General features: G+C 46.1%; 11 protein-coding genes. 4 read left to right on the top strand and 7 right to left on the bottom strand.

What is annotated here, in order from left to right; genetic code table 11:
• Nucleotides 1–38 precede the first annotated feature (38 nt).
• Both OZ401_RS13395 and OZ401_RS13390 read right to left on the bottom strand, forming a co-directional pair.
• Nucleotides 39–1,169, bottom strand: coding sequence for an ABC transporter permease (locus OZ401_RS13395; protein ID WP_341470975.1), 1,131 nt, complete (start codon nt 1,167–1,169; stop codon nt 39–41).
• Nucleotides 1,169–2,230: an ABC transporter ATP-binding protein gene (locus OZ401_RS13390; RefSeq protein ID WP_341470974.1), complete on the bottom strand. Its 1,062-nt coding sequence runs from the start codon at nt 2,228–2,230 to the stop codon at nt 1,169–1,171. The genes OZ401_RS13395 and OZ401_RS13390 overlap by 1 nt, the downstream gene beginning before the upstream one ends.
• Before the next feature lie 257 nt (nt 2,231–2,487).
• On the opposite strand from OZ401_RS13390, the gene OZ401_RS13385 reads away from it, so the two are divergent.
• Complete coding sequence (locus tag OZ401_RS13385) at nt 2,488–6,510, top strand: flippase activity-associated protein Agl23 (protein WP_341470973.1); 4,023 nt, start codon at nt 2,488–2,490, stop codon at nt 6,508–6,510.
• A 52-nt stretch (nt 6,511–6,562) separates the two neighbouring features.
• On the opposite strand, the gene OZ401_RS13380 is transcribed toward OZ401_RS13385, so the two are convergent.
• The 4 genes from OZ401_RS13380 to OZ401_RS13365 form a co-directional block, all read right to left on the bottom strand.
• Nucleotides 6,563–6,889 carry a hypothetical protein gene (locus OZ401_RS13380; protein WP_341470972.1) on the bottom strand — a complete coding sequence of 109 codons (327 nt, stop codon included), beginning with the start codon at nt 6,887–6,889 and terminating at the stop codon, nt 6,563–6,565.
• Nucleotides 6,890–7,557: 668 nt separating this feature from the next.
• Nucleotides 7,558–8,616 carry a hypothetical protein gene (locus OZ401_RS13375; RefSeq protein WP_341470971.1) on the bottom strand — a complete coding sequence of 353 codons (1,059 nt, stop codon included), beginning with the start codon at nt 8,614–8,616 and terminating at the stop codon, nt 7,558–7,560.
• On the bottom strand, nt 8,534–10,282 hold the full coding sequence (locus tag OZ401_RS13370) for a recombinase family protein (RefSeq protein ID WP_341470970.1): 1,749 nt from the start codon (nt 10,280–10,282) through the stop codon (nt 8,534–8,536). The genes OZ401_RS13375 and OZ401_RS13370 overlap by 83 nt, the downstream gene beginning before the upstream one ends.
• Nucleotides 10,179–10,445 (bottom strand): hypothetical protein, encoded by a 267-nt coding sequence (locus OZ401_RS13365; RefSeq protein ID WP_341467660.1) that lies wholly within the window; start codon nt 10,443–10,445, stop codon nt 10,179–10,181. Before OZ401_RS13365 ends, OZ401_RS13370 begins: the two co-directional genes overlap by 104 nt.
• A 322-nt stretch (nt 10,446–10,767) precedes the next feature.
• On the opposite strand from OZ401_RS13365, the gene OZ401_RS25905 reads away from it, so the two are divergent.
• The 3 genes from OZ401_RS25905 to OZ401_RS13355 all read left to right on the top strand — a co-directional run bounded on the left by OZ401_RS25905 (nt 10,768) and on the right by OZ401_RS13355 (nt 11,817).
• Nucleotides 10,768–10,947, top strand: a complete 180-nt coding sequence (locus tag OZ401_RS25905) for an integrase core domain-containing protein (RefSeq protein ID WP_425607645.1) — start codon at nt 10,768–10,770, stop codon at nt 10,945–10,947.
• Nucleotides 10,948–11,006: 59 nt separating this feature from the next.
• Entirely contained in the window at nt 11,007–11,168 is a 162-nt protein-coding gene (locus tag OZ401_RS13360; RefSeq protein WP_341470969.1) for a hypothetical protein, read from the top strand.
• A gap of 223 nt (nt 11,169–11,391) precedes the next feature.
• Entirely contained in the window at nt 11,392–11,817 is a 426-nt protein-coding gene (locus OZ401_RS13355; RefSeq protein WP_341470968.1) for a hypothetical protein, read from the top strand.
• A 470-nt stretch (nt 11,818–12,287) separates the two neighbouring features.
• Here OZ401_RS13355 and OZ401_RS13350 read toward each other — a convergent pair whose 3' ends face one another.
• Nucleotides 12,288–13,607 carry a transposase gene (locus OZ401_RS13350; RefSeq protein ID WP_341469457.1) on the bottom strand — a complete coding sequence of 440 codons (1,320 nt, stop codon included), beginning with the start codon at nt 13,605–13,607 and terminating at the stop codon, nt 12,288–12,290.
• Nucleotides 13,608–13,819 lie beyond the last annotated feature (212 nt).

The raw sequence follows: 13,819 nt of genomic DNA, 5'->3' as shown, positions 1-13,819 counted from the left end.
TAGCGAGACACCCTAAGTTTTCTGGGTTGTAAGCCAATTCAGGCGGAAGTAGTGATAGCCTTTTCTTTTTTCTGCTTTTTCTTACGTTCCGGCTTTTCCTTGCGGGAGAATAAGCGGAAGCCACGTTCGAGTCTACCACTTTTTACAAAGGTTGAGCTAAGAACCAGAAAAAGGGCAGTTATACCGGAATAAACCAACACGTAACCCTCCCATAGTGACCAGCCATTGGGAAATACCGGCATACGAGCAACCGCATTAGCGGCGGCATTTTGTTGTCCGGGCGTGTTTCGGAAATAGGAGTTAGGGCTACCGCCGAATAATTGGCTGGATGGAAAGAATTTTAGGTCATCGTTATTGTTAAAGCGAAGGGGCGCACTCGAAGTAAGGATTGAACCGATTGAAGCCATAGGATTCAAAACCAAAAGGCGGCGGGGTAAATCAAAAGCGGGGTCAATACGTGGGTCGGGGCGAGGCGCACCCGGTGGAAACCTACTGGTGTCGCTATTGATAGCCCCTACAATGCTACTGCTTACAAGTTGACTACCTAAAATCAATAAGGCAACTAGAATGTAACTAGCCAATACAGCCGCGCTCGTTTGTTTGATCAAACTTGAAAAAAATGCGCCAATTGCACAATAAGCCGCGGCAGAAACCAACACCACCGCATAACCTGCTAGTAGTTCTCCAGAATCAACGCCACCAAACGTAAAAATCAAACAGGCTAAGGGTAGCGAAAGCAAAACTAACAATATCACATAGAATAAGGCAGAAAAATATTTGCTATAAATCAGAGCGCGGCGTTTCAAGGATGTTACCAGCAATAGCTCGTATGTGCGCGCCTCTATTTCACGGCTGATGGCGCTGCCCGTTAAAGCGGGCGAGATAAGCGCAATTACCAGAGAAAGATACAGAAAGATGGTGATAAAAAGATTCTGCCCAATTTCAAAACTGCGGGTTGGGCCATAGGTAAACTGGGAAGAACCACCATAACTATAAGAAGAACCGCCCCCGGATTGGATATAAACCAGAAAGATGAGAATAGCCAATCCCATTAGGTAGAGACCAATCAACAAAAAGGCGCGAGGGCTGCGCATACGCGCTTTCATCTCTCGTAAAGTGACCGGGTTAAGACGAAACAAACCGGATAAGCCTCTGGTTACTACACTCATCAGATTGATTCCTCCCGAAGAAAATATTCCTCTAGACGCGCTGCCTTTTGCCCGAAAGAGGCTACGTTTACGCCCACCCGATTTAAGTAAGAGAGAAAATCGGCACAGGAGGCTTCATTGCCCTCTATATCCACTTCCAAGCGTCGGGCTTCTTCATCCACTACAATACTCTCGCTAACCGTCTGCATAAAGTTATGGGCGGCTTCTTGGGCGCGTAACAAATCTAGCCTGGTTAGCACGCGCAACGTGACGGTGCGTAGCGCCGAACCGCCAAATGAATCGGCTACCTCTGGAGTAGTGCCGTTCGCTACCACTTTCCCACGCTGAATAATTGCAATGCTGTGACACACATCCTCAAGGTCTGCCAGAACATGGCTGCTGACTACTACTGTTTTGCCCATCCGACTCAATTCACGCACTAACTCGCGTAACTCGAAACGAGCGCGAGGATCAACCCCACTGGCAGGCTCATCCAGCAACAATACCTTGGGGTCATGTAGCAACGAATGCGCCAGACAAAGACGCTGTTTCATGCCACGCGACATACCGAGTAAAGGCTCTTTCCGCTTGTCTGCCAGATCAACCAGTTGCAAAAGTTCGTTCACCAACCGAGTGCGCTTCTTGCCATGCAAACCATAACAGGAAGCGAAAAACTCAAGATACTCGCCTACCTGCATTTCAGTATAAAGCCCAAATTCATCCGGCACATAACCAATCAGCCGACGCACCTTGTCAGGCTCGCGCTTTATGGAGATACCCATAATCTTTACATCACCGGAAGTCGGAGCAAGCAAGGTAGCGCATATTTTGAGAAAGGTGGTTTTACCCGCACCGTTAGCCCCAATCAGCCCATATACCTGTCCTTCAGGTATTTGCAGATTCAAATCGGTAAGCGCATTCTCTGTGCGATGTGGGTAACGCTTATTCAAGCTAAATGATTCAAGGGCGTAGCTAATTAATGGCGCTTCACCCGCAACCGCCGCTGCTGCCGGGGTGGCTTGTTCTTGATTTTCTTCGGGTTGTGGTTCATGCGTTGGAAGGGAATAGGGATAATCTGACATATGTATACTTCCTAGAAAGCAAAGCATTTATCTCCAAACCAGCTTCCCGGAATATTAACATAGTAGCAAGTGTGCCACAATCCCCCGACTTTGTGATTAGCAAGTAGGCTAACCCTAGCGAATTTATCCAAAATAGGGGTAAAACATTGCTTTTTCCAACCAGTTTGGCTTAAAATAGCGCAACAACAAAACGTTCAGGGCTAGTGCGGCGTTTTAATTTTGAAATAACAAATTAGAAAATAACAATATAACTTTCTGTGGAAACTCTGCAAGCCCCAAAAATTAAACAGGCAACCTCGAAACGCATCCAAACCAAAAGCTGGATAGAAGCAGCATGGTTAAATCGGGAAGCTATCGCTTGGATTATCATAATTATTCTGGCAGCCCTTACCCGCTTGACCGATCTCGGACCACGCGCACTCCATCAGGATGAGGCTACCCATGCCGGTTCTTTTACACGCGGCATGTATCTGAACGGTCAGTTTTATTCCTATGACCCCACTTTCCACGGACCGTTCCTATATTACATGGTCAGCCTTAGTTTCTTCCTGTTCGGGGATGCCAACGACACCACGGCGCGAGTTGCTCCCGCTGTGTTCGGGATCGGCATTGTTGCCCTTTGCTGGTATCTGAGAGCGTTAATCGGCAAAGCGGGTGCGCTTTTTGCAGGTATCTTCATCCTGATTTCGCCCTCTATCCTCTATTATTCGCGCAACCTTCGCCATGATGCTTTCGCGGTTTTTGGCGAATTATTATTCGCTATCGGGGTTTTCCGCTTCTTTAGTTCCAGGAAAGCAAGTTGGCTGACCGCCGCAGGCATTGGTCTAGTAATAACCTATGCCAGTCACGAATTGGTATTCATGAATACCGCTATCCTAGTGGGCTGGTTGATATTTATGTTTGCGGTTGAACTGGTGGGGTTGCCCGCTAAATTCGCCCGACAGAAAAAGCCAATCGCTATAGTCGAAACAGAATTCTTTGGTGATGAAAAAACAATAGAATCGGTAAGCGTAGCGGATTTTAGCCTAGAAAATGTCGGTGAAATAGCAGAGGAAGCAAAACCTGCTACCCGAACCTTCTCACCGCGCCTATTGATTAGCATCGGTTTGTTCCTGATTTTCGCCGGAGCGTTGGCTTTAAATAGTAAAGATTTACTTAGTTCTACCGCCCCAAAGCTTTTTAGCTCTGACGATAAGGGAGGGATTTCGGCAGGAATTGTCATTATCCCCCTAGTGTTGGCTATTTCAGTCATAGCAGCTTTCTTGCTGACTCAAGCTTATGACGGAATCTGGAAACGGCTCGAACGAACGCCACGCAGAATAGCGTTGGTGGGTAGTGTGTTAGCTTTTGGCGGGCTTGGGGCTTTTCAAGCTTACCGCACCTTCTCTCCGGCAAAAGCAAAGGTGGATTCAACTACCGAACTGACAGCCGCTACCGCTACCACACCTGCAACTACAACCGATAAAATAAGCAGCCTTAGCCTTTCGCTGGTAATAATTTTGCTGTTGGCATTGTTTATCGGACCACTATTGGGTTGGTTATGGCAACGTCGTTTTCTGGTGTTGAACCGAACCGGCATTATTGGATTTGCCATTGCTTTTACCGGAACATGGTTAGTGGCAGCATTGGTAAGCCTACGGTTCTTGGGAGTTGACCCTTTGAAGGGAGGGATACGCCCCAAAGGTGGTCTCCTCCTAATAGGTCCCGAAGTGGACAAATGGGTAGCCTATATTTTCAACGGCTTTTTCCTCGCACTAGGGGTCGGTATAGTGGCGGGTTGGCTGGTTTCGTTGGCTAAAGATATACCGGATGAGAAACTAAGAGGAAGTGCGGCGTTACGCGGTATTTTGGGCATCTTCCGCAATCCATTGGCTTTAGCCGGGTTCTTTGGTAGCTTCGCCATTATTTACATTCTTCTATTTGGAAATTTCTTCTTTTACCCACAAGGATTAGCAGACGGGATATACAAAGGCGTAGAATATTGGGCAGGGGTGCATGACACCAGACGTATAGACCAGCCGTGGTTTTATTATCCCATGCTGATGTTGCTGTACGAGATTTTACCCTTAATTCTCTCTATTATTGCCTTATTCGCCTTCCCAATCGGCTGGATTAGACGCTCATTGCGCAAGGGTCGTCCTGTTTTTACAACGCGCGGTCTATTTGCAGGCTACTGCGCTTGGTGGAGCGTGTTGGCAATAATTACCTACTCCATTGCCGGGGAAAAAGTACCTTGGCTAAATATGCAGGTAGCCTTGCCCGCCATCCTCACCTCAGCCGTTTTCTTCGATAATCAGGTAAGGCGCATTAGCTGGCGAAAATTGCTAAAACCTAGTCAGGGTTTGCTATTTGGCGGTATTGCAATTTTAATGTTTATCGCCATCGCAATTTCAATTGGTTTCCTGTCTAACCTAACGGGGAGTTTACCCGACACCACTAGCAATTTGCCGGTATATGTGGCGACTACGCCGGACAACTCAATCGTGGGGATTCGTCTTGGGATTGCCGTATTAGCGGCGTTGGTGGCATTAAGCTTTTTTGGCATAAGCCTTTGGTTATGGCGCAGTAAACGCATCTCCGGCAAGCTTATGCGCGCTATGTTGGTGTTGCTTTTTAGCATTGCCTTGGGCATCTACGGCATCAAAGCCACCCTCATGCTCAACTACAACAACCCTGTCACCAATGTTGAACCGATGATACAAGTACAAACCACCCCGGAATTGATCAATTTCGTGGAACGGGTCGATAAACTGTCCAGCGATTACAGAGAGAGTTGGCGAAGAGCAACTACGGATACCGCTGCCCGCACTAAAATAGTATCAGACCCCGCCGGAAGCAAAGAAATGCCAATCTTGCTGGCGCAATCTGTCGCGCCGCCTTTAGCTTGGTATTTCCGCAAATATCCTTATGTAGGCTACTTTACGCCTAACAACGATTCCAATCAGAATTCCGATGCTGCCCCACCGAAAGATAGTAGAGGTATTGCTTACGCTGTTATCGTGCTTGACCGAGGTGAAGACCAATTCAAGCTACAAGAGCAGATGCGTGATAATTATACCCGCATGCTGTTCCGGCGGTATTGGTGGTTACCTGAAGATGATAACGGCTACTTGGGCATTGGCAAAGCGCCTGCCGATAGCACAAACCCGAATCTTGATAAAAAGAATATAAAATACACCGATTGGGGCAAACTCTGGGATACTTTTACCAGACAGCCCAGCGCCAACTTGATGTGGCGCTATGCCCTGTATCGCGAATTGCAGCAATCGTTGCCCTCCTACGATATGGTTGTCTATGTCCGCAATGACCTAGCCCCCGATTTTATGCTATTGGGAGGCTTAAACTATACCGGGACAACTAAAGCCAACAGCCCAACTACCGACACATTTGCTTACAAACTTGGAGAAGCTACCCAAGCGGGCTTGAAAAATGGTCAGTTTAAAGTGCCACGCGCTCTGGCAATTGCGCCAAACGGTGATTTGCTAGTACTAGATAGCGCCAATGGGCGAGTACAACGCTTCGATTCTGCGGGCAATTTCCTATCCAAATTCGGCAAGATCGGCAACGGTGATGGCTTGTTCGGCATTATCCAGAATGACGGGGGTGCGGGTGGTATTGCCATAGATGAGCAAGGTAATATATATGTCTCGGATAGCTGGAATTATCGCATCGAGAAATTTGATTCCAGCGGTAAATTCCTGATGAAATGGGGCGAGGGCTACGATAATAAAGGTGATTTAGAGCAAGCAAAAACACAGCCTAAAGGTTTTTACGGACCACGCGGTATTTTCTATGATACAACCCGCAAAGAACTATATGTAGCCGATACCGGAAATCGGCGAGTGGCAGTTTTTGATGCCAATGGCAATTTCCTACGACAATTCGGAGGGCGCGGAAGCGGCCCGGGGCAATTTGATGAGCCGGTGAGCGTGGCAGTATCGCCATCTGGCAAGGTTTATGTAACCGATATGCGCAATAAACGTCTTCAGATTTTAGACCGTGATGGTAACTACATAAGCGAGATAAAATTCCCCAATTGGCGCGATCAATATCTCAACGAACCTTATGTTACGCTCGATAGTGTCGGAAATCTATTTATTTCTGACCCCACGAACGCACGTGTATATAAGTATTCTCCCGATGGCAGTTTGCTCCAAACCATTGAAAGCAACGCCAGTTTGGTACTGGAAAACCCGGTTGGGGTAGCAGTAGGCGCAGATGGTTCGCTTTATATTGCAGATGCCAAACGAAACAATGTCTATAAAGTTAAAGCCTCATGATAAAAAAAACCCGGTTCTGATTTGAACCGGGTCTGGGAGTATATTTAAGGCTTCAATGGCACATAACAAGCTTAAGTCTTGAAATCGCTTCTTGCTCAGCAGTGGTATTAGTAGCATAAGGGCCACTCGGAAGTTCCTCATAGACAAAACCGTCTGGTTCTTTCCCAAAAGGAATAATGTAGTAGCCATCGGGTCGTCTAACAACCTTAAAGCAATCGGTATCTGTATTGCCGCCCCAGCAAAGTAGATACTGGTCGTAATCGCCCAAAATTTCTAATGCCTCTCCAGTATTTTGATTCGCTGTTTCACAATTAATGGAATAACGACGAATTTCATCCGATAGAGTTCCGGTGTGCATTTTTGCAGCCTCAACCTTCACTGTTGCTTCCTTATATTTAGCAAACGCATAAACCATAAGGTTATAATTTAGACCTACCAAAAGTATCTGATATACATTAGAAAAATTGATTGATTTTCCTATTGGTAAATATAAGCTATAAAAGTAAATGCTTACGTAAATTAATGTGAAGGATTAGTTAAATATTTCACAATCTGAACTAAAGTTGTATTTATTAAGCCTTTTGCGAGGTGTGAATAAGTAAGCTAGGTTGGTTTGGACAAATAAATCAGGTTTTTACTTGGAAAATATTTGTAACTTTCTAAAAGATTGAAATTAGTAGGTGTGATTTCCACGAGAAACGTAGAATAGAATTTGTGCAGTTTGAGGCTGGATGATACAGGCTGAGACTTTTAAAACGTAGAATTTTCCACGAGAAGCGTAGAATTTGTCCACGATTCCACGAGAAGCGTAGAAAAAGGATTTTGAGCCTAATTTTGATATTTTCTTAAACTTTACAAGTGGGAAATTTGTACCTTGCATTTTTTAAGAGCATATTTGAAAGGGGTTCGTACATTTCTGCAAACCCCTTTCAAATTCTAGGACGAGTTGGGAAGGTTAGCAACCCACAATTCGCCCACTATATTTTTTGAGTTGATATCGCTTCAGCTTTGCGGATTGCATAGAATATGCAGTATCAATAAACCTTTCTACATATTCAGCAAACCAAGCTCTGCAAGTTCCTTGCGGGCGTTCTCCTCTTTTAATCTATATTGATCTGCTACTACTTCCAGTTCTACATTGAGTTTGGGTAAAAGATGCTTTTTCAATCCCTCCTCCCATTCTCCCTCTTCTTCGTCTTCGTCACCACCCAGCGAACTGATTTCTAATCTGCCGAAGGAATTTGAGGCATCCTTAAATTTCTTCAGTCCACTCTCAATGTTTGCAGCAATAATTTCATCAGCTTCCTGCTCCAAATAATTGAAGTCATTTCGGAGTAGCAGCGCAAAGGCTTCTATGAGATTGCCCCATTGCTCGCGGTATTCATTTATTTTTTGCTGATTGAGCGCCAATCTGATCTTATCTTCAACGGCTTTTGCTTCGCGTAATTTGCTATTCCAGAGTGCTCCGTTGTTTAGCTCCGCAGTGCGGTTATCAGCCCGGCATACTTCCAAAATAACATATGAAAGCTTCTCTACAGGTTGACCATTAAGTATTAGACCACCATTTACCGGAATCAAGAACTGACTATTGACAGAAGCGGTTGGTAGAGGAAAGTTAGGATCAAGACTACCTAAAATGACATAGAACCCTTCTCGAAGACCCTCCCTGACCAGATTAAAACTACCGCTAAATTGCAGGAGCGGCTTTTGCTCCTCCTCTTTAAGAAAAGCTTTTACCAACCCGCCTGCAATCTTGCTAACAGTCCCGGCGATAGCCTGGATATCCGGTACCAGGGTTAATTCTTTCAGGAATTGACCTTCGTTGATGGTTCTACCTAACTTGGCTAAGAGATTCTGACTATCTACCAGAAAATCTACAGAAACGGAGAAAGAGTCTACTGTTGCCGGAATTAAGGCTACCAGATTTGAGCTGATACCCAGTAAACGCGCTTGGTTTCGCTCGATTGGGCGAATATGACGCAGTGAAAGTAGGCGATCGGTTTGCAGGGCAGGATGATGCAGTTCAACTTGCGAAGTGACCAGCAACTGTTTGGGCTGTTCCAATAAGGAAGCAGGGAAATACGCGGCAGCTTCCCGTATTTTCACCAAGAAATAACATTTCCCCGGTTCTACCGGTCGCATTTCCTGGTTGAAGGGAATATAGATTGGTATAGGTTGAACGCAAATAACAAAAACGCACCTGTTCGCTGGCAGGGGTAGTGGGGACCACATAGTGGATCTCCACCTCTTCCCCAGTTATTACTATTCGGTCGATTAGTAATTCGACCAGTTGACGTTTCTGTTCAAAATTGGCTTGCTCTAAACTACTGGCTATACGATGACAGAATTCCTCTAAGTTCTGAGCTACCTTGACCACTTCTAGATGACGGGCGCTACTGGCGCTTAATTCCTTGAGCTGCTCATTTATGCTAGCCTGACGTTGCTCAAACTCAGCACGTCGGCGTTTGTATTCCTCCAATAGGAGGATCCCGGCCAGATAAGCTTCTGTCAATCGCTCGATCTGGTTACCTAGTTTGGCAATGGCTTTATGCAAATTAGCCTGACGGCTTTGTAATTCTTGGGGTAACCATTCTCCACTCTGCGCCCGCTCAAGGGCCTGTTTTAGTATTCCAGGATCTTGGAGTAAGGCGCATAAATCTTGCCAGACCAGTTCATCTAGTTGTTGAGTGTGAGGACAGCGTGAAATGGTACATTTCGCGTCCATTCCGGTTTGGGTCAGCATTTTTTTACCATCACAAACATAATACCCTCGCCCCTTAGCGCTTCGGCAATGAAAAGCTCGTTTACAACTACCACAACTTAACATCGCCCGCAATAAATATTGGTGGGTTGTATTGTTGCGGGAGGCTTCCAGCTGATTTTTCCGCAATTTGTTCTGCACTTGTTCAAATTGTTCCTTTGTTACAATGGCTTCTACCTGGCAGACCTCGATCCATTCTTCTGAAGGACGCCATTTAAGGGTCGTATTATTTTTTCCAACTGGTATCATAGCGGAATAACGCTTACGGGCGGGTTGATGGCAACTCCTTTGGGCAAAAACTGTACCGCTATAGACCGGGTTAGTCAAGATCCAGCGCAGAGAAGTTTTATTCCAACGGGCTTTCCCACTAGGAGTGGGGAGACCTATTTTGGTAAAATAATTGACCAGCCCCCATAAACTCTGTTGTGGTTGCAGGTAACGTTGGAAGATTTCGGCTACAATAGCAGCTTCAGTTGGTTCTAAATGTAAACCAGCTGGATCACGCGGGTGTGCCAATCCCATTCGATAGCCAAACGGAGGACTGGTCCAGGGAAGTAAAGCCCCGGTCTGAAATTTGTGCAGTCGCCCTCGCCGCATCCTTTCAGCGATCAGGCTCCGCTCGTATTCTGCCACAGCCCCGCGGATTTGTAGTAAGAGTTGGTCGTGAGGATCCTGACTCAGGGGATGCTCCACAAACTGTAATTGGCATCCCAGTTTTTCCAATTCTTCCACCAGCAACATTTGGTGAACATATTTGCGAGCCAACCGATCTGGAGCTGTAATCAGCAGCAGATCGAAACTTGCCCGAGCAGCAAAATCTCGCAAACTATCTAACCCTGGTCTTTTAAGGGTAGCCCCACTGTAACCATCATCTCGAAAGATAAAGGCAGGAGGCCAACTCCACTCTTTACTCTGGCAAAAGGTCTGAAGGCAACTCAGTTGCTGTTCGATTGTCTGCGCCTCGGCTTGGCGCTGAGTGGATACTCGGATATACACTGCTATTCTCATCATCAGCCCCTTTCATATCCAATGTATTTTTCTCCTGCAGCCCAGTCTGTGATTGTTCAAGTTCAAGTGACCACTGCACTAAATTTTGATAAGCTTGATCCCAACGTGCTTGAGCATAAGCAATAGTAATTAGTTGGCGAGAAACTTTCCAAGTTGGTTTAGCCATTGATAACCCTCCTCTTTTCTAGAAACATAGCAAGAATTACTAATCCTACTAGAAAACAGGATGGAATGAACCATCACTTTTTTGACCTAGCGGCTCTAAAGAAAATAATTTTAAGGAACCGGCTCAGGCAAAACTTGTCATTTATGATGAACCCATTGGACGGGATTTCCCTTCAGCTTTTGTGAAGTTCTGGCATTGTATCGGGGTAAAAGTTAACATATGTCCCCCTCATCGTCCCGATTTGAACGCATTTGTCGAACGCTATCACCGCGCTTATGGGGAGGAGTGTCTTAAAGTGTAGCAGCCTCAGAACTTGGCGGAAGTGAACGAGGTTACCAAAGCTTTCAAAGAGCATTACAACTGGGAAAGACCACATCAAGGGCTCAGTTGTAAAAACAAGCCGCCCAGAGTAGCCTTTCCCACTCTACCGGCACTACTAACCTTGCCACCGCTGGCTCCTGGCGGTAGACAAACGCCGTTTTGTGCGCAAGGTGCAGAGTAACGGGGCAGTCCAGGTAGATAAACGCGGCTACTATTTGGGGCAGGAGTGGGTAGGGAAGTATGGTCAGCCTGGAGGTAGCAGCTGGAGAGCGGGGGTTTGTGGTATGGCAAAAAGATAAAGTGATAAAGCGGGTGGGCATAAAGGGATTAATTGGACAGGCACTGGGGCAGGCAGAGTATTTCCAGCTTATCAAGGAAGAAGCTCGCTCAGAAGTGCGCTAGGCTAGATAATTTCAAGCCTTGCTATAGCTAAGCTTGACTACCTTGGGCTTGGGTACAGTCCAGTTTTAGCGTACCCTAAAATGATGCAGGTATTTTAAGCTTGTGGCTTATTCGGGTGAACTAAACGGTCACGAATTACTTCGAACACTTCCAGTGTTGAAATTATAAAATCATACAATATCTGATAAATATAGAGTTAGCCAGAGCAGATTTTTGTCGAGCTTTGAAACTTGATAAAACTGAAAGCGGAGCAGCTTTTTTGTACGAATGGGCAGGTTTTTTCTACGAACGACCTGATCAGAATATAGTAGAACGTGTTAAAGCCATTATTTCAAATGGCGATCCTGAAGATTATAATGAGCTTGTCTGTAATACTTTTGTCCTCTGGTTTGAGGAAAAATACGATGAAGCAGTAGAAAAAGCTACTTTAGCTATCCCATTATACCCAGATTTATGGGGTGCTTTTTTCTGGCAAGGGCTGGGGCTGGCGTATTTGCAGCTCGATGAGGAAGCCATCGCTGCTATCCGGCGCGCGCTAGAACTGAAATTGCCACCGGGGTTGTTGGCACCCTTGCGTTGGTTGGCGCAAGATCGCCCGGAGTTCTACCGTCAGTATGCTGCGCCGTTGCTGGAAGAATACAAGCTCTAAAGCACGTAGCGGCGGGATGATTCTTTGATGAAACGGTGCAGACTGCCGCGCTCTACCAGTATTTCAAGGTCGCAGGTGGCAGTGTTTTCGGAAACTCCGGATACTTTACCATTCCAGTGACAACTTCAGTTTGAACAATTGCCTGTCCGACTATTCCCACACTCCACTATTCCCGGGCAAGTTCATCATTCGCAGTCACTGGTTTTCTCATTAATATCCTGTTTTTATTTTCGGCTATGTTATCAACTGCTTTTCCAGTTTACACCAACTAATGGTTTTTCCGCAACTGCCATGCTTGCTCTCGACAGTCAATAAATTCACGAGTTAAAAGGGAGAAGCAATAAAAACCAATAGCATTAAAGCTGCGGGAGAATCCAACTTTGACGTTTAGATAAACGGGGCTATAGGAAATAGAAACCCGTATCGGAACTTACAAAAGAATGACAGTTTGTAGCCAGTTACCAGCAAATTTAACAGCGAATATTCGTCAAATTAGAGGTAGAAAACCCCTTTTTGACCACCTTATAGCGGGTAGCCGGTCTTACTTTGGTGCCAACCGCTCGACCCTTCCCATTTCCTCGCACTTTGCTGGCTTTGGCCGGACTGCCCAACTGCACAATTATTCCGGACAAGCCTCGTCGAATTTGCTGAGGGCTTGGCTTTCGTTGACTATTTTCCCAAGGTCGCAACACTTCCAAGCCCAAGCCTTGAGCGATTTGCAATTCGTCGTGTACCAAACTGACTATCGCCGTCCACAACTCAAACTGGCTCGGATAGCGCAAGCGTGGTTTTTCCCACAACAAATCTTGTTTGTCAAAACGATAGCCGTGTTCTATCGAGTAACGCCTCTTGTAATACGACCAGACTTGCGTCAGGTCAAGCTCAGTTTGACCCGACCACACATACCAACTTTCCAGAGGGTCATGGGTTTTACCACTGGCTGCCTCACGCTGTATTCGGATTATGCTCAGTGCCAGTTCAGGTGCTTCCCTCAAATGCAGCTCAGTCCATGCGCTTACTACCAGTTTGTGTCCATTTTCGTCCGTCCCAACCCACACTCGCTGCGGCAAACCGTGCGTATTGGGATCATTACATTGGAAACGAGCACCGTGTTTAGCGGGAGCGCCGCGACCTCGTTTCTGCTCATCTCTCACCACTTTTCGATAGAATACTCGGTTAGACTTGAGCCGCAGCAGCAAGTCATAGTCCTTACTGCTATTTTGAATAAATGCTTTGGTGGGGTAGTACCGGTCTCCCAGATTGAGCGGTCTTTCAGCAAAATATGGGCGCAATTCGCTCAGTTGCTGGCTGGCTACCTCTGCTGGTGTTTGACTGGTTTTGATCCTGCGGTTGGAGACAATGTATGTATGGCTACTGGTTTGAGCCGGCACCACCACCACGGTCGAGAATTGCCAACCCACGGTCACGGGCTTATCACAATTGGGCAGATTGTGTTTGTAAAGCCAGCCACGATCTGCAGATGTAGTGCTAAAGGGTCGCTCGATATTGGTAGCATCCACTGCCAGTACCAATCTTTCACCATCGAAGGGATGAGGGGCGTAGCGCACCATGGTTTGCTCGAAGCGAGTTTGGTTAACTTGACCCATTTGCAAAGCCTCATACAAACTGGGCCATTTTCGCTCAAAATTGGGCGAAAGGGTCAGTTCCAGTACCGATTGAGCCTGGCTTTCTGTCATAAGGGCATCCGCCAGATTAAACAATGCGTCACTGGCGTATTCAAAGCAGTCATAGATTTCGTGCCGAAATTCTTTAAGTGTGTTAAGGTTCATACGAGTAGTGTCCTTTCTCAATTAGAACATTACTCGTCTGGGCAAGTTGTGCCAACACTGCTTGCCCTTTGGTTTATCTAAACGTCAATCCAACTAATATACACTCTTCTATAAAGGCTCTCTAAACTTTCGCTATGGTTTAGTTTTCAGAATTGCTGTAATTCCATTAGATTTCGTTAAGCCAAAAAACGGTTGGGTTCCTATTTAATATT

The sequence above is a fragment of the Candidatus Chlorohelix allophototropha genome (assembly GCF_030389965.1).
Taxonomy (GTDB): domain Bacteria; phylum Chloroflexota; class Chloroflexia; order Chloroheliales; family Chloroheliaceae; genus Chlorohelix; species Chlorohelix allophototropha.
This window is presented reverse-complemented; position numbering and strand designations above follow the sequence as displayed.

Coding starts and splice junctions, on each gene's coding strand:
- OZ401_RS13395 (WP_341470975.1), bottom strand. CDS start 1,169: ATGAGTGTAGTAACCAGAGGCTTATCCGGTTTGTTTCGTCTTAACCCG.
- OZ401_RS13390 (WP_341470974.1), bottom strand. CDS start 2,230: ATGTCAGATTATCCCTATTCCCTTCCAACGCATGAACCACAACCCGAA.
- OZ401_RS13370 (WP_341470970.1), bottom strand. CDS start 10,282: ATGATGAGAATAGCAGTGTATATCCGAGTATCCACTCAGCGCCAAGCC.
- OZ401_RS13365 (WP_341467660.1), bottom strand. CDS start 10,445: ATGGCTAAACCAACTTGGAAAGTTTCTCGCCAACTAATTACTATTGCT.
- OZ401_RS13360 (WP_341470969.1), top strand. CDS start 11,007: ATGGTCAGCCTGGAGGTAGCAGCTGGAGAGCGGGGGTTTGTGGTATGG.
- OZ401_RS13350 (WP_341469457.1), bottom strand. CDS start 13,607: ATGAACCTTAACACACTTAAAGAATTTCGGCACGAAATCTATGACTGC.